The 18,987-nt window shown below is 39.1% G+C and carries 19 protein-coding genes and 1 riboswitch; of the genes, 17 read left to right on the forward strand and 2 right to left on the reverse strand.

Going from position 1 to position 18,987, the window contains the following annotated elements; translation table 11 throughout:
- Positions 1–343 precede the first annotated feature (343 nt).
- Positions 344–429: riboswitch (cyclic di-GMP riboswitch) on the forward strand.
- Positions 430–451: 22 nt separating this feature from the next.
- The 5 genes from CFK37_RS11430 to nagE all read left to right on the forward strand — a co-directional run bounded on the left by CFK37_RS11430 (position 452) and on the right by nagE (position 4,644).
- On the forward strand, positions 452–583 hold the full coding sequence (locus CFK37_RS11430) for an anti-repressor SinI family protein (RefSeq protein ID WP_089061969.1): 132 nt from the start codon (positions 452–454) through the stop codon (positions 581–583).
- 73 nt (positions 584–656) lie between these two features.
- A complete protein-coding gene (locus CFK37_RS11435) occupies positions 657–986 on the forward strand; it encodes a helix-turn-helix domain-containing protein (protein ID WP_089061970.1) in 330 nt (109 codons plus the stop codon).
- Between the two features lie 218 nt (positions 987–1,204).
- Positions 1,205–1,927 carry an SIS domain-containing protein gene (locus CFK37_RS11440; RefSeq protein ID WP_089061971.1) on the forward strand — a complete coding sequence of 241 codons (723 nt, stop codon included), beginning with the start codon at positions 1,205–1,207 and terminating at the stop codon, positions 1,925–1,927.
- 164 nt (positions 1,928–2,091) lie between these two features.
- Complete coding sequence (locus CFK37_RS11445) at positions 2,092–2,598, forward strand: VanZ family protein (RefSeq protein ID WP_089061972.1); 507 nt, start codon at positions 2,092–2,094, stop codon at positions 2,596–2,598.
- A gap of 102 nt (positions 2,599–2,700) precedes the next feature.
- Positions 2,701–4,644 carry an N-acetylglucosamine-specific PTS transporter subunit IIBC gene (gene nagE / locus CFK37_RS11450; protein WP_089061973.1) on the forward strand — a complete coding sequence of 648 codons (1,944 nt, stop codon included), beginning with the start codon at positions 2,701–2,703 and terminating at the stop codon, positions 4,642–4,644.
- Positions 4,645–4,686: 42 nt separating this feature from the next.
- Here the strand turns inward: nagE and CFK37_RS11455 are convergent, their stop codons facing one another.
- Positions 4,687–5,415, reverse strand: a complete 729-nt coding sequence (locus CFK37_RS11455) for a GntR family transcriptional regulator (RefSeq protein ID WP_089061974.1) — start codon at positions 5,413–5,415, stop codon at positions 4,687–4,689.
- Positions 5,416–5,549: 134 nt separating this feature from the next.
- Here CFK37_RS11455 and nagA point away from each other — a divergent pair, with 134 nt between their 5' ends.
- Positions 5,550–6,728 carry an N-acetylglucosamine-6-phosphate deacetylase gene (nagA, locus tag CFK37_RS11460; RefSeq protein ID WP_089063641.1) on the forward strand — a complete coding sequence of 393 codons (1,179 nt, stop codon included), beginning with the start codon at positions 5,550–5,552 and terminating at the stop codon, positions 6,726–6,728.
- Between the two features lie 6 nt (positions 6,729–6,734).
- On the forward strand, positions 6,735–7,460 hold the full coding sequence (gene nagB / locus CFK37_RS11465; protein WP_089061975.1) for a glucosamine-6-phosphate deaminase: 726 nt from the start codon (positions 6,735–6,737) through the stop codon (positions 7,458–7,460).
- A 35-nt stretch (positions 7,461–7,495) separates the two neighbouring features.
- On the opposite strand, the gene CFK37_RS11470 is transcribed toward nagB, so the two are convergent.
- Entirely contained in the window at positions 7,496–8,131 is a 636-nt protein-coding gene (locus CFK37_RS11470; protein ID WP_089061976.1) for a YigZ family protein, read from the reverse strand.
- 172 nt (positions 8,132–8,303) lie between these two features.
- On the opposite strand from CFK37_RS11470, the gene CFK37_RS11475 reads away from it, so the two are divergent.
- From CFK37_RS11475 to cccB, 10 genes are all read left to right on the forward strand, one after another.
- Positions 8,304–9,440 (forward strand): sensor histidine kinase, encoded by a 1,137-nt coding sequence (locus tag CFK37_RS11475; protein ID WP_089061977.1) that lies wholly within the window; start codon positions 8,304–8,306, stop codon positions 9,438–9,440.
- A gap of 240 nt (positions 9,441–9,680) precedes the next feature.
- Entirely contained in the window at positions 9,681–10,373 is a 693-nt protein-coding gene (locus tag CFK37_RS11480; RefSeq protein WP_089061978.1) for a response regulator, read from the forward strand.
- Positions 10,374–10,560: 187 nt separating this feature from the next.
- A complete protein-coding gene (locus CFK37_RS11485) occupies positions 10,561–11,403 on the forward strand; it encodes a DegV family protein (protein WP_089061979.1) in 843 nt (280 codons plus the stop codon).
- Positions 11,404–11,458: 55 nt separating this feature from the next.
- Positions 11,459–12,877, forward strand: coding sequence for an ATP-dependent helicase ComFA (locus tag CFK37_RS11490; protein ID WP_089061980.1), 1,419 nt, complete (start codon positions 11,459–11,461; stop codon positions 12,875–12,877).
- 213 nt (positions 12,878–13,090) lie between these two features.
- Positions 13,091–13,555: a ComF family protein gene (locus CFK37_RS11495; RefSeq protein WP_245837214.1), complete on the forward strand. Its 465-nt coding sequence runs from the start codon at positions 13,091–13,093 to the stop codon at positions 13,553–13,555.
- Between the two features lie 160 nt (positions 13,556–13,715).
- A complete protein-coding gene (gene hpf, locus CFK37_RS11500; protein ID WP_089061982.1) occupies positions 13,716–14,273 on the forward strand; it encodes a ribosome hibernation-promoting factor, HPF/YfiA family in 558 nt (185 codons plus the stop codon).
- 280 nt (positions 14,274–14,553) lie between these two features.
- Positions 14,554–14,715 carry a hypothetical protein gene (locus CFK37_RS19940; protein ID WP_157724841.1) on the forward strand — a complete coding sequence of 54 codons (162 nt, stop codon included), beginning with the start codon at positions 14,554–14,556 and terminating at the stop codon, positions 14,713–14,715.
- Between the two features lie 223 nt (positions 14,716–14,938).
- The gene (gene secA, locus CFK37_RS11505; protein WP_089061983.1) at positions 14,939–17,449 is read left to right on the forward strand and encodes a preprotein translocase subunit SecA; all 2,511 of its coding nucleotides are present in this window, start codon (positions 14,939–14,941) and stop codon (positions 17,447–17,449) included.
- Positions 17,450–17,539: 90 nt separating this feature from the next.
- Positions 17,540–18,644 (forward strand): peptide chain release factor 2 gene (prfB, locus tag CFK37_RS11510; protein ID WP_157724842.1). Its coding sequence is split into 2 segments (ribosomal slippage): positions 17,540–17,611 and positions 17,613–18,644, totalling 1,104 coding nucleotides; the frame shifts between segments, so codons are not numbered across the junction.
- A gap of 24 nt (positions 18,645–18,668) precedes the next feature.
- Entirely contained in the window at positions 18,669–18,977 is a 309-nt protein-coding gene (cccB, locus tag CFK37_RS11515) for a cytochrome c551 (protein WP_089061985.1), read from the forward strand.
- Positions 18,978–18,987: the final 10 nt, after the last annotated feature.

Here is an 18,987-nt window from a genome sequence, read left to right on the forward strand (position 1 = left end):
ACGTATTTGCTCATATTTGAGGTTTTCATAAAACGAATAGATAGCCTATAATACAAGTAATTGTTCTTTATAAAATACATTTGTGGATTTTAAAGAGAACAAAAAATGTAATTAAAATAGTACTAATAGACTAATCCGCGGACTATAATTAATTATAAGGGTGTTAAAAACTGACTTTGGGGTTTTATATACAATCTAGGCAAAAATGCTTATTTTGGGAGTGACTTTTCGAAATTTTAAGTATATAATGAGCGTAATATACAAAACTAGTTGCTTTTAGACAAAACAAGACACCCAATACCAATTCTACTTATAGTAAAATAGTAGTATAAAAAATTGTTTCCTCAGAAAAGGGCAAACCTACTGAAAAGTACGGACGCAAAACCACAGACCTAAGGCGAACTCTGCTATGGTGGCTGGGTTACGAAGGGAAAAAAGGCGGGGGCTAACAATGATAAAAGTGGTGAAGGAAACAGGTCTTGATTGTGAATGGGTTGAGTTGCTGCAGGAAGCAAAGAGCATCGGAATAACAGTAGAGGAGGTTCGAATGTTTCTTTGCAAAACACTGGAAGAAGAGAGATAGAAATTAAAAATGTGCTTAATATAGAACCACACACTTTTTTGTGATATAATCACTCTGAAGGTGGGTGTGCGTTTTGATCGGTGAAAAAATTAAACAACTGCGCCAAGATAAAAAAATGTCCATATCTGAACTTGCGGAGAAAGCTGGTGTAGCTAAATCATACTTAAGCTCTATAGAACGCAATCTCCAGTCAAATCCGTCAATCCAATTTATTGAGAAAATAGGTGCTGTATTAGGTGTCACTGTAAATGATATACTGCGCGAGGATCAAGCAAATGCAATAGACCAACTTGATGGTGAATGGTTGAAAATAGTGCAGGAAGCAATGGAATCAGGAGTTACAAAGGAACAGTTCAAAGAATACCTCGAGTTTAATAAATGGAGAAAAAAACAGGATAACTAATTTTGTCTTGACCGTAGTGCTGAACCAGCATACGGTTTTTTACTTTTGCGATATTTGCACAGTTGCAGTTGATTTAAAATACCACAAACCCTTGTAGTGTTTTTCCTAAGCGGTGGATTAACACTCATATAAAATTACGTTCTATTTCTAGGTTTTGTGTCAAAATAATAATCTTTTAGAAAACAGCCTTTACTGTTTACAGAAAGCGAAGTGAACTAATGAATTATTTTTCAGAAATACAGGAATTGCTTACTATCGTAGAAAAGCAAGAGAATAAGGTGATGAATGCTGCAGCTGGCTGTGTAGCAAATTCGATAATTAACGAAGGGGTTATTCATTTATTCGGTTGTGGGCACTCGCATCTGCTTACGGAGGAAACTTATTATCGTGCGGGTGGACTAGTCCCCGTACATCCGATTTTACATGAGCCGCTAATGTTGCATGAGGGAGCTATTCAGTCATCTGAGCTGGAACGACAAAACAATTATGCGCGCTTGTTTATGGGAAAGCAGGACATTCAATCGGGTGATGTGATGATGGTATTTTCCAATTCCGGGAGAAACCCCGTGCCTGTTGACGTTGCATTAATTGCCAAGGAAAAAGGCGCTAAAGTCATTGGTATTACTTCTATTACATATGCCAAAAGTCAGCCATCGCGCCATCAGCTTGGCAAGTATCTGCATGACGTGGCGGATATCGTGATTGATAACCACGCGCCAATCGGTGATGCTGTGTTAAACCATTCAAATGTTGCTGTAAGTTATGGACCAGTTTCTACTACAATTGGCTCAGCGATTATCAATCATGTTTTTGCAGAGGCTATCACAATAATAGCCGAGCAACAAATAGAACCACCCGTATTTTTGAGTGGAAACCTTGAAGGTGCCGATGAACATAACCGAATGGTCATGCAGAAATATCAGCATCGATTATTATTTTAAAAGATCAGAAAGCATAAATAAAAATCTGTCTAGCTCCAGCGCCCAGAAGCTGCCGTCATAAGCAATGGACACTACGAACGCTAAACCCATGCGTTCTACGGCCCCTTGCTTATGCGTCCGCTTCTAAACGGGGCGCTTGCGCTTTTCTTAAGTGTGGTGAAAATGTGACCAAAATTAATTATTGGCTCCTGCCAATTGGCTGGATGGGCCTTATTTTTTACTCGTCTGCCACACCATACCAGGATCAGGATATTAAACCATTTATGACAAATAAATTAGATCTTTCCTTTCTAGTTCCATTTGTGGAGAATGTTACGTTGTATTATCATCATTCAGAGGTGAGTGTTGATGCACTTGGGATTGAAGGGTTTGTGGAATTCTTCGTAAGGAAGGGTGCACATGTTTCCGTTTATTTCATATTGATGGTCCTGTTCTATGTTGCTTGCAAGAAAACGATGAGCGTATCATCCTCGAAAAGATTATTACTCTCATACATTTTCACAAGTTTATACGCTATTCTGGATGAACTTCACCAGGGATTCACCCAGAATCGAACACCATATATAGGTGATGTAGGGCTGGATATGTCAGGGGCGTTAGCGGCTTTGATTTTAATCATTTTATTTGCCGCATTTAAAAAGAAAAGTATAGCAAAAAATACATTTTCCTAGCAAAATGTATTTTTTTCGACAAAGTTGTATAGACAACTATATGTTAAGGTGATATACTCCTTGGTGGTAACGTTTTCAAATAAAGAAGGGGAGTGCTATATAATGTTAGGTTATTTGCAACGTCTTGGAAAATCATTGATGCTTCCAATTGCAATGCTGCCTGCCGCTGCATTACTGGTTCGACTGGGAGCAGAAGATGTATTTAATATTCCATTTGTAACTGCTGCTGGTAATGGTATTTTACAGCATTTAGGGCTTATTTTTGCTATTGGGATTGCCATTGGGTTCTCAAAGGATGGTAATGGTGCTGCAGCCTTATCAGGTGCTGTTGGCTATCAAGTTCTGACAAATGGGTATGAAGCAATTAATAGTGATCTTAATCTTGGAGTGCTAGCCGGGATTATTGCTGGTATTGCTGCTGGGCATTTATATAATAAATTTCATGATATTCAGCTGCCAGAGTTCTTAGCATTTTTTGGCGGAAAGCGATTTGTGCCGATTGTTACATCGGTGCTAATGGTCATTGTATCCGGATTAATAGGTGTATTATGGGGACCTGTCCAGGATGCAATTAATGCATTAGGTAATTGGTTTATCAACTCAGGTGCTATTGGGGTTGGATCATATGGATTCTTTAACCGTTTGTTAATTCCAATTGGGTTACATCATGTTATGAACACGTTAATTTGGTTTGACTTCGGAACGTTTGTTGATGCTGCAGGAAATACGTGGCATGGGGAAATTAATCGATTTTTAAACGGAGATCCCGACGCAGGATTCTTTATGGCCGGGTACTTCCCAATCATGATGTTTGGTTTGCCTGGTGCGTGTCTCGCGATGTATGCAACAGCGAAAAAACATCGTAAGGCAGCTGTCGGAGGATTCCTTGGAAGTATTGCACTAACTTCTTTTTTAACGGGAATCACAGAACCGATTGAGTATTCATTCATGTTCTTAAGTCCATTGCTATACGTCGTTCATGCAATACTAACCGGACTGTCCATGATGGTTTCATTCTGGTTTGGAATTAAAGATGGCTTCGGTTTCTCAGCGGGGCTTATCGATTATGTGCTTAACTTTGGAATTGCATCGAAACCATTGCTCTTACTCGTGCAAGGTATCGTATTTGGATTTATCTATTTCATTATTTTCTACGTATTAATTAAAAAGTTCAATCTTAAAACACCTGGTCGTGAGGATGAAGATGAAGTTTATGTAGAGGAAAATGAACAAACAGGAGCTCCTTCTACTGGAAAGGGCCGCAAAGATTATGATGGAAAGGCGTATCATTATTTAAACGCATTAGGCGGCCCGGAAAATATTAAGTCACTGGACTATTGTGCGACAAGACTGCGCTTGCAAATGAATGATATGGATCAGGTTGATGAAAAGGCGTTGAAACGTCAAGGTGCTAATGGTGTGATGAAGGTAAACAAGAAAAATTTACAGGTAATTGTTGGGACAACTGTTGAATTTTTAGCTGACGCTATGCAAAAAAGAATGAATCAGGGAAATATGCAGGCCCCTGCAGATGAAAAAGCTTCAGTTGAAAATGAGGCGCCTGTTTCATCGAAGCCTGCAAACGAGTTTAATTCTGCAGCCTTTGCGATGCCGGTTAAGGGTGAAATTATGTCTATTGCCGATGTGCCGGATCAAGTGTTTTCACAAAAAATGATGGGAGATGGCTTTGCAATTGCTCCTGAGGATGGCACATATACATCCCCAGTGAATGGTGAAATCATCAGTGTATTCCCGACAAAACATGCGATAGGGGTTCGGTCAGAATCCGGTCTGGAAATATTAGTGCATATTGGATTAGACACGGTGGAGTTAAATGGACAAGGATTCGATGTATATGTAAAAGAAGGTGACATTGTTAGAAAAGGTGATATACTCGTTCGAGTTGATCTAGCTTATATGAAAGAAAATGCAACATCTCATATATCACCTATCGTGTTTACTAACCTCGAAGAAAATGAGCAGGTTAGTCTGCTGCAAACGGGAACAATTGAACTAGGCAGGACAGGCATTGTTGAAATAAAATAAGAATTAAAAATGCCCACCTAAATGATGTAGGTGGGCATTTTCTTACCTTCGCATTTGCAGTTTGAATTTATATTTGTCAGCACGGTAGGCTGATTTCACATATTCAAGTGGTGTCGCATTTTCATCAGATAAATACGTAATACGTTGAATTAATAATACTGGGTCGCCAGCCTTTACATGGAGGTTTTCAATTTCAAATTCATTTGCCAGAACGGATTCGATCATCTGATCACCGTAAGAAATGTTTAGGTTTAAATTTGTTTCAATATATTTGTAGAAGGATTCTACTACATTGGCATCGGTTAGGTTACCAACTAAGTGTTTGGGTGTATAAATTGTCTCTACTGCTACAGGTGATTCATTTGCATATCTTATTCGTTTTATTTCGTAGACTTCATCATTTTTATTTAATCTTAACAACTCCGCAATTCGCTCATTCGCATGAAGTGTTTGGAAACTGAGTAGCTTATTGGATGGTGTTAAGCCCCTTGCCCGCATATCTTCGCTGAAGCTCGTTAATCCCTGTAAATCCTGTTCAAACTTTTTTTCAGAAACAAAGGTACCTCGTCCTTTTTGCCGGTAAAGCAGACCCTCTGCAGCCAAGTTGTTGATCGCTTGTCTTACAGTCATTCGGCTGATATTATAACGCTCCGCATACTCCCGCTCCGAAGGTAATAATTCACCAGGACTTAATTTTTCCGTTTGAATCAGCAGGCGAATTTCTTCCTCCAGCTGATAATAAATAGGTAATGGCGAATTTTTGTCAATCATTCTATTCCCCCCACTTGATTCCATTCTTTAGCTAAATTTTATCAAAGATGCAGGAGGTTGTATATACTTACCTTAATGTATAGACAACTATATCTTTATATGCTAACGTATATGGGTGGAAAGGGATGACCTGGATGAATAAAGACAAGGTACTGGTTATTAAAAACACAAAAATTTATACAGAAAATAAGGTAATGGAACTGGCAAGTTTAGTTTCTGTAAATGGCAAAATTACAGCCGTGTATGAGAAACAGGATGTACCTGCCGATTTTCCAGCAAATGCTGTGATCATTGATGGAACTGGGAAGAGTCTGATTCCTGGTTTTATTGATGGACATATCCATGGGGCAAATGGAGCTGACGTGATGGACGCGACAGAAACGGCCCTTGATGCAATAGCGGGGGTTCTTCCTAAAGAAGGCACGACAAGTTTTCTAGCAACAACCATCACACAGTCTAAACAGGAGATTGAGGCTGCACTTAAAAATGTTGCTGCCTATGCAAATAAAATCGGACATGCGGAAGTGATTGGGGTACACCTGGAAGGACCGTTTATTGAAAGAAGCAGGGCCGGTGCTCAGCCAATTGAATATATAGTTGATCCCAATATCGAGCTGTTTAAAAAATGGCAGCTGGCATCCGGGGACAAAATTAAGACGATAACCATGGCTCCTGAGCATGATCCAGATGGCAGATTTATTCAATACTTAATAAAAAATGGGGTTAATGTTTCAGCAGGACATACAAAAAGCGGATTTTCGGAAATGAAACAAGCGGTCACATATGGAGTGAAACAAGTTACTCATATCTGCAACGCAATGTCAGGCATTCATCACCGGGATATTGGTGTTGTTGGGGCCGCCTTGCAGATTCCGGAATTACGGGCCGAATTAATCGCGGACACCATTCATGTTTCCCCTGAAATGATGCAATTAATTTATAACACAATGGGAAGCAAACGTCTTATTCTAATCACGGATGCGATGCGAGCTAAATGCTTGAATCCGGGAAATTATGAGTTAGGTGGACAACCTGTAAAGGTTTCTGCTGACCGCGCGTTACTGGAGGATGGAACACTTGCGGGAAGTATTTTGAAAATGAATAAAGCAGTTCAAAATATGCTGCATTTATCACATGTAGCAATGGAGGACATTATCGAAATGGCTTCCACGAACCCTGCAAAACAAATTGGGCTTTATCATATGAAAGGGAGCATCGCTGTCGGCAAAGATGCAGACCTTCTGCTTGTTGACGATGGATTAACCATTCATTATACGATTTGCCGGGGAAGTATTGGATTTAAGGAGGAATAGTTTTCTATGAATATAGTGAAAGTGAAAAATTATGATGAGATGAGCAATAAAGCCTGCCAGGTACTGGTGGATCGGATGAACAAGGTGAATAATCCAGTTCTTGGTCTTGCCACTGGATCCACACCGGAAGGGCTATATAAAGAATTAATTAAAACATCCCGCAAAGGTGACGTTTCTTTTAAACATACAACTACTTTTAATTTAGATGAATATATTGGCCTGTCAAAAAGCAACGCAAATAGCTATCATTATTATATGAAGAACCACCTTTTCCAGTATATTGATGTCAATATGGATAATGTACATGTACCAAAAGGGGATGTACTGGATATCAAGAAAGAATGTCAGGAATATGAAAAATCAATTCGCTCACATGGAAATATTGATCTGCAAATATTAGGGCTTGGGGCAAATGGACACATTGGATTTAATGAACCCGGTACTTCATTCAACAGTAGAACACATATCGTTGATTTAGCGGAATCAACGCGTCAGGCGAATGCAAGGTTTTTCGATTCGTATAATGATGTACCTGAACAGGCCATCACCATGGGGATAGAAACAATTTTGGAGAGCAAGGAAATAATTGTGCTTGTTTCAGGAAACAAAAAAGCTGAAGCGTTATCCAGACTTGTAAATGGTAAGATAAGTGAAGACTTTCCAGCGTCAGTTCTCAAAGAACATATTCATGTTACGGTAATTGCGGATGAAGCGGCGTTATCAGCTATGTAAAAAGAAGCTGTCCCATCTGAAGGGCCAGCTTCTTTCTATTTCTGGTCAATTTCGATGTAAGCGTGATCTTTATCCTCGATATGAACGTTATCACTGGTTAAATTAACGACCCACTCTTTAAATTTTAATACATCGTTGGTCCTTACATACATATGAAATATTACCTGGTCCAGGTAATCTATTTTGGACAGTACATGTTCAGATGTTCGAAACACATTTTCCAATTTTCCAAGTAAGCCATAATCCACAGTTAACTGCATTCCCTGCATCAGCTGGCGTTCCACCACACCAGTCGATTTGATTACTTCAGAAGCTGAACCGCCATAGGCTCTGATTAACCCGCCGGCGCCTAACTTTATGCCGCCAAAATAACGTGTAACCACAATTACCGTATCCTTCAGTTTTTGTTTTTTTAATACCTCGAGAATGGGGACACCTGCCGTACCACTTGGTTCTCCGTCATCATTTGCCTTTTGAATTTGATCATGTTCACCAATTATATAGGCCGAACAGTTATGATTTGCATCATGATGTTTTTTCTTGATTTCTTCAATAAAAGCCTGGGCCTTATCTTCAGATTCTACACGGCTCACGTGTCCAATAAATCGGGATTTTTGGACGATAAATTGATTTGTTCCTTCTTTTTTAATGGTATAATAGTTAGATAGCATTCTCTATGTAACCTCCTTAACTTAGATTATAATAGTTGAGGTATTCGTGCAAATAAAACTATGGGTAAAAATTAACTAGAAAAAAAGAATAATATTCCAATAAGTATGCTAAAAGACCCTACTAAAAAGGTATTGTATTTCGAACATATATACACATAGGTTGGTGAGATAAATGGTCATGAAGACATCAGAAAAAGTGCTTGATGGCGTTGTTGATGAAATGATCGAGGTTGTAGAAAACAGTAAAGACGAAATCTTTAACATTAGCGAAGAATCACGAAAAGAATATGAACTATTGACCCAGGGATTACTAGAAACGAGAAATCAGGTCATTGAACATATTAATAATGGCGACAGGTTGGAACAGAAGGTGCGTTTCTCTAAGAAGAAGCTCACCGAGGTAAGTAAGTATTTCGAACGGTATTCGGAATCTGAAATACGTGAAGTGTATGAGAATACACATGCCATGCAGACTGAACTTGCCATGCTCCAGCAGCAGGAAATTGCTTTGCGCGAAAAACGCGACGAATTGGAGCGCCGTTTACTTGTATTAGACCAGACGATTAACCGCGCTGAAGGATTAGCGGGCAAAATTACAGTTATCCTAACCTATTTAAATGATGATTTTAAGCAAGTAAATGAATTAATTGAAAATGCGAAAGAAAAACATGAGTTTGGTTTAAAAATAATTGAGGCTCAAGAAGAGGAAAGAAGGAAAATCTCGCGGGAAATACATGATGGTCCTGCCCAAATGCTTGCGAATATCTTGCTTCGTTCAGAAATTGTTGATCGAACGTTTCGCGAGGGAGATATGGATCACGTCAGAAAAGAAATCAGCAGCATGCGTAAAATGATCCGCACTTCGTTATATGAGGTGCGCAGAATTATTTATGATTTACGGCCAATGGCTCTGGACGATTTAGGGTTGGTGCCAACATTAAAAAAATATATTGCCAATGTTGCAGAATATACTGGAATCAAAATAGAATTTGTAGCAGTTGGCGAGGAACGTCGTTTTAACCAGAAGTATGAGGTGGCTTTTTTTCGCTTAGTTCAGGAAGCCGTACAAAACTCGATTAAGCATGCCGAAGCAACACATATTATCGTTAAATTAGAAATAAAAAAGAAAAATATCGTCATGATTGTGAAAGACAATGGACAGGGTTTTGATCCAAGCGTAAAAACGGATAAATCTTTTGGTCTGATTGGGATGCGCGAGAGAGTCGACATGCTTGATGGCAGTTTCAAAATTAACTCCGTGATCAAGGAAGGTACATCGATAATCATCAGTGTTCCACATAAAGAATAGTAAACATTGGTAATATGTGTTATAGTCAGAATTATAAGACTTAGGAAAGTTAGGAAATAATTCCTAGACCACGAATCATAATCTTTATGTATACTGAAATTATACTAAAATAAATAGAAGTTCATCACAGTAAGGAAAAGAAAAATCCCTGATTGATGAAAGTTACACCCGTATGAAAAAGACATATATGTAATAGGGAGAAAGATAAAAATAGAAATCTTGTAGGAGGAACAAAATTTGATGGTAAAAAAAGATCTTACAAAAATTGTGTTAATAGATGATCATAAGCTTTTTCGAGAAGGGGTTAAGCGCATATTGGAGTTTGAATCTTCTTTTGAAATAATTGCAGAAGGTGACGATGGCAATGTTGCTTCTCAATTAGTGGCTAAATATAAGCCGGATGTGGTGTTGATGGACATTAACATGCCTGACATGAACGGGGTACAGGCTACCTCAAATCTCGTTAGACATCATCCGAATACAAGTGTTATTATCTTATCCATTCATGACGATGAAAGTTATGTTACGCATGCATTAAAGACTGGTGCACAGGGCTATTTATTGAAAGAGATGGATTCCGATTCATTAATTGAGGCAATTAAAGTTGTAAGCGAGGGTGGATCCTATTTACACCCGCGTGTTACCCATAATTTAGTTCAAGAGTTTCGCCGGCTTGCAAAAGAGGTTCCTGCAAATCGCACTGAACTTGGAGCAGATTACCGCAAACCATTGCATTTGCTTACGCGTCGTGAATGTGAAGTACTGCAGCTGCTGGCTGAAGGGAAAAGCAACCGTGGTGTCGCTGATTCATTATATATCAGTGAAAAGACGGTGAAAAACCACGTAAGCAATATCCTTCAAAAAATGAATGTAAATGATCGGACACAAGCTGTTGTATCGGCAATCCGTAAAGGATGGGTAGAGATAATTTAACGGGAGAACTATTTAAATTTTGGTTCCTTATCCATTTCTATGTTTTTATCAATCTATGCTTTGATGAATAATTCGTCAAAGCATATTTTTATTTCTCTATCCTGAGGAGTTGCACTTTTCTATGTAAATCATGTAAACTGTTAATGAAATATTAGGATATTTATCGATAATTATGAGGTGAACTTGTATGAAAATTGCTGTAATGACAGATAGTACAGCATATATTCCAAGACAAATCCGGGAAAGTGAATCGATTCATATGGTCCCGTTAAATGTTGTTTTTGGAGAAGTGTCCTACCAGGAAGAAGTTGATTTATCAACCGGCGAATTCTATCATATGGTAAAACAATCTGAGAACCTGCCCAAGACTTCTCAGCCTTCTATTGGTTCTATCATCGATAAACTTGAAATGCTGGCAATGGATTACGATGCAGTTATATCTGTTCATCTTTCAAGTGGTATAAGTGGTACATATCAGGCAGTTGTTAGTGCCGGTAAGATGGTAGAAGGAATAACTGTTTATCCATTTGATTCTGAAATTAGTTGCTTACCGCAGGGTTTCTATGCTTTAGAGGCGGCAAAAATGGCAAGGGAGAATGCATTGCCTGGAGCTATCATTGATCGGTTGGAGCAAATGAAACAAAACATGTGTGCATACTTTATGGTTGACGATCTCAGCCATTTGCAGCGCGGCGGACGATTAAATGGAGCGCAAGTACTTGTAGGAAGTTTATTGCAGATTAAGCCTCTTCTTCATTTTGTCGATAAGCAAATTGTTCCTTTTGAAAAAATCCGAACTCGAAAAAAGGCGTTGAACAGAATTATCGGCTTATTGGAAGAAGACATTAATAATGGGAAACCAGTAAAAGTAGCAATCATTCACGGAAACGCCGAACAAAAGGCGCTTGAAATGAAACGGGAATTGGAAGAAAAACATCCTTCAATTGATTGCCAAATCAGTTATTTTGGCCCCGTTATCGGTACCCATTTAGGGTCGGGTTCAATCGGTATTGGCTGGTATATAGTCTAGCTAATTGTGGAGCCGTACGAACGGCTTCACACCATTAATATAAGGAGAGTGTGCCATGAACGAACTAACCCCCTTTGATCCACATTCTGAGCTGACATTAGCTTTGCGCTATTCCGGCAAATTATTGCTTCGGAAGGAAATCCCCCTCGACCATGCAACATTTCAACAACTGCTCAATCAACAACAATTTATTCCCCATGCTTCCATCATCAGGAAATTTAGCGGTCCTAAATGCAATCGATGCAACAATCAAAAACGTTCATTATTTGGAATAATTCCCTGCCAAATTTGTCGTAAACAGCATCTCTATTGCCGGAAATGTATTGAGATGGGTAGGGTGCTGGAATGTGAATCACTATACAGTTGGCAAGGATCAAAACCGGACTGGCTAAGCCATGCTAATCCGTGTTCGTGGATTGGCGAACTGACTAAGCGCCAAAAGTTAGCCAGTGAGCGGATTGTTGAGGCTGTAACCAATCTTGAAAAAGAACTTCTCATTTGGGCTGTCTGTGGCGCTGGGAAAACCGAAATGCTTTACGCGGGAATCACGTCGGCACTTAAAAAAGGCAAACGAGTCTGCTTGGCAACACCGCGAGCAGATGTTGTACGTGAGCTGCTCCCTAGGTTTCGTCAAGCGTTTTCCTCCGTTCACATCCAAGGGTTATATGGAGGAAGCAAAGATAATGATGGCACCGCTCAGCTAATTCTTGCAACCACCCATCAATTGCTTCGCTTCCAAGCAGCCTTTGATCTGATGATTATTGATGAGGTTGATGCATTTCCATTTCATGCTGATCCCTCGCTACCATATGCTACTAGCCGTGCTAAAAATGAAACAAGCACGACGATTTACCTGACTGCCACACCTCGCAAGATGCATCGAAAAAGAATCGCAAGGAATAATTTAGCTCATATTTTTGTGCCTGTTCGATTTCACGGGCATCCCTTACCTGTCCCTACAATGAAAATGTCCTTAAATCTTCGTAAAAGTATCCAGCGTTTTCTTCCGCCCAATCATTTTTTTACCTGGTTAAAAAATAGAAGGACACCAAGTCGACAATTATTACTATTTGTCCCGACCATTAATTTGGCAGAACGAATGGGGGAGAAGCTGATTGAAAAGCTATTGATTTCAGAGGATATTACCTCGGAATTGGACCTGGTTACAGTGCATGCCTCCGATGTGAACAGAGAAGAAAAGGTTATGCAATTCCGAAACAAGGAAATTTTAATATTAATTACAACAACCATTTTGGAACGTGGAGTGACATTTCCTTCGGTGGATGTTGCGGTAATTGATGCGGGACATGAGGTGTTTGATGAAGCCGCATTGGTTCAAATCTCGGGGCGTGCTGGCAGAAGCATTGATGATCCAGATGGAGAAGTAGTATTTTTTCACGATGGCAAGACCGATGCGATGGTAAAAGCAATAAGGTCAATCAAATCAATGAATCGGCGGGGAGGTTTTAAATAGATGAATTGTTTATGGTGCGATGAAGAAATAATCATAAGCGTATCCTGGACCGATTTTCTGCTGCTCCCCAAAAGAAAAGTATTATGTCTAAAGTGTGCAGGTGATTTAAAATTTATTAGCGGGTCTAGGTGTATAGTCTGCAGTCGCTCCTGTGACGGCAAAATATGTTCAGATTGTCAAAGGTGGAGAAACAAAACGAAAGACCCCCTTGCAATGAATCAATCTGTTTTTCTATATAATCCTGCAATAAAAGAAATGATTTCAAAATGGAAGTATCGCGGGGATTATTGTTTAGGTGATATTTTCAAAGAGTCATTTGTTCAGACCTTTAAGACTGCATTTGGTAATGAAATAAACGATTCAATTGTGGTTCCAATTCCATTAAGCGATGAACGGTTACTGGAACGCGGATTTAATCAATCCGCAATGCTTGCAGACTATTTACAAGTGGAAAAAAAAGAAATATTAACCCGGATACATGGTGAGAAGCAATCCAAAAAAACACGGATCGAAAGAATTTCAGCACGTAATCCATTTTCCTTAAACGCCGTGGTAAGTAACAAGGTTATTTTGATTGATGATATCTATACAACCGGCGCGACTCTGCGTCATGCTGCGACATTATTACAGGAAGCGGGGTGTCCGAAAGTAAGTTCATTTACATTAATTAGGGGATAATAAAATAAATAGGTAGCTGTTGTAAAACCTTTGCTCATAAGGGCTAAGAAATTCCGACAAAATTCTGCATCATTTTCCATGGAATTTATTTAGTTTAAGCAGGAATTAGACAGGGTATTGTAGAATAGTAAATACATAAGGATGAAAGGAGGACACTTTTATGAAATACAACATTCGTGGTGAGAATATTGAGGTGACAGGTTCAATACGCGATTACGTGCAAAAGAAAATAGGCAAGCTGGAACGATATTTTGATACACCTCCAACTTCTGATGTACATGTAAATTTAAGTGTCTATAATGATGAGCAGAAAATTGAAGTAACAATTCCAATGACGAACTTATTGCTTCGGGCAGAGGAACAGCATATTGATTTGTACGCTGCCATCGACCTTGTGGTGGATAAGTTAGAAAGACAAATTCGCAAATATAAAACAAAAGTGAATCGCAGGTCGCGTCAAAATGGGGCTGCAAAACACATTTTCGCTGAACTTGAAAAAGAGCAAATAGACAATAATGTAGAAGAAGATTCAGATGAAATTGAAATTGTAAAGACAAAACGATTTGACCTTAAACCAATGGATTCTGAAGAAGCTGTACTGCAAATGGATATGCTTGGACATACATTTTATGTATTTACGAATTCCATTTCTGGAGATACTAATGTTGTTTATCGTCGAAGAGACGGAAGGTATGGAATTATTGAACCAAACAGTTAACGAATAGATGTTTTTGGAGCCACCCTTTATGGGTGGTTTCTTTTTGTTGAACGAGAATTTGATCGCCGCTTGTCGAATTTTGTTGAACACTTTACCAAAATTGAAATTTGGATTTGAAATATAAGTCTTTTCACCTATAAAAAAGCCTTTTCACCCTGCAAACCTCCTATTTGAAGGTTGAATTATGTCGAATACATACCCAAAATCAAAAAATGGCAATTAGCTATTTATTCTTTTTTTATGGTATAAGTAAGTATGCCATAGACGAGGGGGAATGTTTGTGAATGATCAGCACTATACTTCTTATGATTCATTAGCTATAAAAGTGAGGCAACAAGAAGAAACGATAACACAATTACTTGTCATTATCGCTGCAACTAATCGAAAACTATCTGATCTCATTGAGGCGCAAAATCAATCGAAGCATTCCCTTCAACCATAAGTGGCCCACAGTTAGTATCTTCTGTATTTTCCGCCAAAATTTTTATATCTACCCCATTTGTAAAGAGTTGCCCATCCCCGGGTGGCTCTTTTCTATTTGTCCGCCGCTGAACAGTCGTCTTCGCTTTTCTTTGTACTTGGCATAGTTGTTTATATAGTGTTATTATGAATGATGGACAATAGTAAAAGATAGATGATTTTGAACAAATTGAGGAGCGTTAATTATGCCTGGATTATTAACAAAAATCTTTGGTGATGGAAACCAAAAACAATTGAATCGATTACAGAAAACTGTCGATAAAATCGAAGCATTAGAGCCAGATTGTGAAAAATTAGCAGACACAGACTTTCAAAATAAAACAGAAGAATTTAAAGAAAGATATAGAAATGGTGAATCGCTTGATGACATGCTTGTTGAAGTATTTGCCGTTGCACGTGAGGCTTCAAAACGTGTTCTAGGAATGCGCCCGTTCCCTGTTCAGCTTATGGGTGCCATAGCATTGCATCAGGGTAATATTGCGGAAATGAAAACCGGTGAAGGTAAAACACTTGCTTCCACGATGCCAGCCTATTTAAATGCAATTGCTGAAAAAGGTGTTCATATTATCACGGTCAATGAATACTTAGCAGATCGTGATGCGAAAGAAATGGGCGAACTATATCAATTTCTCGGTTTAACAGTAGGTTTAAATGGAAATGGATTAACAAAAGAAGAAAAACGTGACGCATATTACTGTGATATCACATACGGAACAAATAATGAATTTGGGTTCGATTATTTACGTGACAACATGGTGCTGTATAAAGAGCAAATGGTTCAGCGGCCATTAAACTTTGCAATTATTGATGAGGTCGACTCAATCCTAATTGATGAAGCAAGGACACCATTAATAATTTCAGGAAGTGCACAGAAATCAGCATCCATGTATCAACAGGCAAACGGATTTGTTACTACCTTAAAAAATGAAACAGATTATACGTACGATGTGAAGACAAAGGGTGTTCAATTAACGGAGGAAGGTATTAATAAAGCTGAACGATATTTCAATATCGAAAATTTATTTGATTTAAATAACGTGACCCTTACACACCACATTAATCAGGCGTTAAAAGCAAAAGCATCAATGCATCGTGACACAGATTATGTGGTTGAAGATGGGGAAGTGGTTATTGTTGATCAATTTACTGGACGTCTTATGAAAGGGCGCCGGTATAGTGATGGATTGCATCAGGCCATTGAAGCGAAAGAGGGTCTGCAAATCCAGAATGAAAGCATGACACTGGCATCAATCACATTCCAGAACTTTTTCAGAATGTATCAAAAGCTGTCTGGTATGACTGGTACAGCTAAAACAGAAGAAGAAGAATTTCGCAATATTTATGCGATGGATGTAATTGCTATTCCAACGAATAAGACAATTGTGCGTGATGACAGGGCGGACATGATCTATAAGTCAATGGAAGGTAAGTTTCGTGCAGTTGTTGAAAACATTAAAGAACGCTATGAAAATGGCCAGCCTGTATTGGTTGGTACGGTAGCGGTAGAAACATCTGAATTGATCTCGCAGATGTTAAAAAAATCCGGCGTTAAGCATAATGTATTGAATGCGAAAAATCATTTTCGTGAAGCAGAAATCATTGAAAACGCTGGTCAGCCTGGATCGGTGACGATTGCTACAAACATGGCTGGCCGTGGTACAGATATTAAATTAGGTGAGGGTGTAATTGACCGTGGAGGTTTAGCTGTAATTGGTACAGAACGCCACGAATCGAGACGTATCGATAATCAGTTGCGCGGCCGTGCTGGACGTCAGGGAGACCCGGGGATGTCGCAATTTTATCTTTCGATGGAAGACGAACTGATGCGTCGTTTTGGTTCAGATAATTTACGGAACATGATGGAACGACTTGGAATGGATGATACACAACCAATCGAAAGTAAAATGGTTTCCCGCGCTGTTGAGTCAGCACAAAAACGTGTGGAAGGAAATAACTTTGATGCACGTAAAACTGTTTTATCCTATGACGATGTATTACGCCAGCAAAGGGAAATAATCTATAAACAGCGTTTTGACGTTATTGATTCCGAAAATCTCCGCAGTATTATTGAGGAAATGATTAAATCCACAGTTGAACGTGTTGTGAAATCACACATGTTTGATGATGAAGAAGATCAGGAATTATCAGCAGTCATTGATTACTTGTATGGAAACCTTCTGGACCCAGAAGATATTACATTATCTGATATCGAAGGCAAGGATACAGATGAGATTATTGAGGTTATCCTGGATAAAGTGAAGGTAAAGTATGACCAAAAAGAGGAAGAATTAACGGCAGAGCAAATGCGTGAATTTGAAAAAGTAATTCTCCTGCGTACCGTTGATTCCAAATGGATGGACCACATTGACCAGATGGACCAGCTTAGACAGGGAATCCATTTACGTGCATATGGACAAAATGATCCACTGCAGGAATATCAGGCAGAAGGCTTTGCGATGTTCGAACAAATGGTTATAGCGATTGAAGAGGAAGTTTCTAAATATGTGATGAAAGCACAAATCCGTCAAAACCTCCAACGTGAAGAGGTTGCTAAAGACACACAAGCTGTATCCGGCAGTGAGGATGACGGAAAGAAAAAAGCGAAGAAACCATATGTGAAGAAAGAGAACATTGGCAGAAATGACCCTTGTCCTTGTGGAAGCGGGAAAAAATATAAAAATTGTCACGGAAAATAAATAACTGGTGAAGGGTGTTCAAAAAACAAGGAATATACCGTTTTCTGAACCCCTTTTTCATTACATAATTATTTAATTGAGGTGGATAAAATGGAATTAGCAGAAATAAGAAATGACTTGGACAAAATGGATTCACGAATTGAAGACTTTAGGGGGTCTCTTTGACCTGGATGTCAAAAAAGATCGAATCAAAGTGCTTGAATTAGAAATGACAGAAAGCAATTTTTGGGATGATCCTGATGCTGCTCAAAAAGTAATAAACGAAACAAACGGCATTAAGGAATATGTCACAAAGTTTGAAGAGTTAGAAGAACGGTTGGAAAATACGGAAGTTAGTTATGAATTAGTCAAAGAAGAACAGGATACTGAACTTTTTAATGAACTTGAAAAAGATCTAGTATCCCTCCGCGCAGACATCAACAATTTTGAATTGCACATGCTCCTAAGCGGACCGTATGATGCAAACAACGCATTGCTTGAATTACATCCTGGTGCAGGAGGAACTGAGTCACAGGACTGGGCAAGCATGTTACTGCGAATGTACCAGAGGTGGGCTGAATCCAAAAACTTTAAAGTGGAAACATTGGATTATTTAGCCGGGGACGAAGCAGGTATTAAAAGTGTTACGTTGAATATCATAGGGCACAACGCCTACGGTTATTTAAAGGCTGAAAAAGGTGTCCATCGTCTTGTCCGAATTTCCCCGTTTGATTCATCGGGACGCAGACATACATCGTTTGTATCGTGTGATGTAATGCCTGAATTCGGTGACGATGTTGAGGTGGATATTAAAACAGAGGATATAAAAGTGGATACCTACCGTTCAAGCGGTGCAGGTGGACAGCATGTAAATACAACTGACTCAGCGATCCGGATAACGCATCTGCCGACGAATATCGTTGTTACATGTCAATCCGAACGTTCACAAATTAAAAATCGCGCGACAGCGATGAAAATGCTTAAATCAAAGCTATATCAAAAAGAACTTGAGAAGCAACAGCAGGAATTGGATGACATCCGCGGTGAGCAAAAGGAAATTGGCTGGGGAAGTCAGATACGTTCCTATGTTTTCCATCCGTATTCAATGGTTAAGGATCATCGGACAAATTTGGATATTGGTAATGTACAAGGTGTAATGGATGGAGACATTAATCCGTTCATCGATGCATTTTTACGTTCACAAATCAACAACTAATACAATAGAATAGAGGGCTCATCGATGAAGACATGGATTTTTATGCTTCTTTTAGGAATGGTACTTCTTCTTAGCGCTTGTGGTGGTAATGAAAAAGCAAGTGATGAACCATCCGGTGGCACAGCGGAAGAAATCTTCCAGAATAATTGCGCATATTGCCACGGATCAGACCTATCAGGCGGTGCTGGACCTGATATTACCGAAGTTGGCTCACGATACTCTAAGCAGGAAATTATGGAAATTATTAAAGAGGGTAAAGGTGCAATGCCGGCAGGGGTGGTTTCGGGCGACGATGTGGAACAGATTGCCACTTGGCTAGCAAAAAAGAAGTAGAATAAATGAA

The sequence above is a fragment of the Virgibacillus phasianinus genome (assembly GCF_002216775.1).
GTDB classification, from domain to species: domain Bacteria; phylum Bacillota; class Bacilli; order Bacillales; family Amphibacillaceae; genus Virgibacillus_F; species Virgibacillus_F phasianinus.

Excerpts from the sequence above, each read along its gene's own strand:
- CFK37_RS11430 (WP_089061969.1), top strand. The coding sequence starts at position 452 with ATGATAAAAGTGGTGAAGGAAACAGGTCTTGATTGTGAATGGGTTGAG.
- CFK37_RS11440 (WP_089061971.1), top strand. The coding sequence starts at position 1,205 with ATGAATTATTTTTCAGAAATACAGGAATTGCTTACTATCGTAGAAAAG.
- nagE (WP_089061973.1), top strand. The coding sequence starts at position 2,701 with ATGTTAGGTTATTTGCAACGTCTTGGAAAATCATTGATGCTTCCAATT.
- CFK37_RS11455 (WP_089061974.1), bottom strand. The coding sequence starts at position 5,415 with ATGATTGACAAAAATTCGCCATTACCTATTTATTATCAGCTGGAGGAA.
- nagA (WP_089063641.1), top strand. The coding sequence starts at position 5,550 with ATGAATAAAGACAAGGTACTGGTTATTAAAAACACAAAAATTTATACA.
- nagB (WP_089061975.1), top strand. The coding sequence starts at position 6,735 with ATGAATATAGTGAAAGTGAAAAATTATGATGAGATGAGCAATAAAGCC.
- CFK37_RS11470 (WP_089061976.1), bottom strand. The coding sequence starts at position 8,131 with ATGCTATCTAACTATTATACCATTAAAAAAGAAGGAACAAATCAATTT.
- CFK37_RS11475 (WP_089061977.1), top strand. The coding sequence starts at position 8,304 with ATGGTCATGAAGACATCAGAAAAAGTGCTTGATGGCGTTGTTGATGAA.
- CFK37_RS11480 (WP_089061978.1), top strand. The coding sequence starts at position 9,681 with ATGGTAAAAAAAGATCTTACAAAAATTGTGTTAATAGATGATCATAAG.
- CFK37_RS11485 (WP_089061979.1), top strand. The coding sequence starts at position 10,561 with ATGAAAATTGCTGTAATGACAGATAGTACAGCATATATTCCAAGACAA.
- CFK37_RS11490 (WP_089061980.1), top strand. The coding sequence starts at position 11,459 with ATGAACGAACTAACCCCCTTTGATCCACATTCTGAGCTGACATTAGCT.
- CFK37_RS11495 (WP_245837214.1), top strand. The coding sequence starts at position 13,091 with ATGAATCAATCTGTTTTTCTATATAATCCTGCAATAAAAGAAATGATT.
- hpf (WP_089061982.1), top strand. The coding sequence starts at position 13,716 with ATGAAATACAACATTCGTGGTGAGAATATTGAGGTGACAGGTTCAATA.
- secA (WP_089061983.1), top strand. The coding sequence starts at position 14,939 with ATGCCTGGATTATTAACAAAAATCTTTGGTGATGGAAACCAAAAACAA.
- cccB (WP_089061985.1), top strand. The coding sequence starts at position 18,669 with ATGAAGACATGGATTTTTATGCTTCTTTTAGGAATGGTACTTCTTCTT.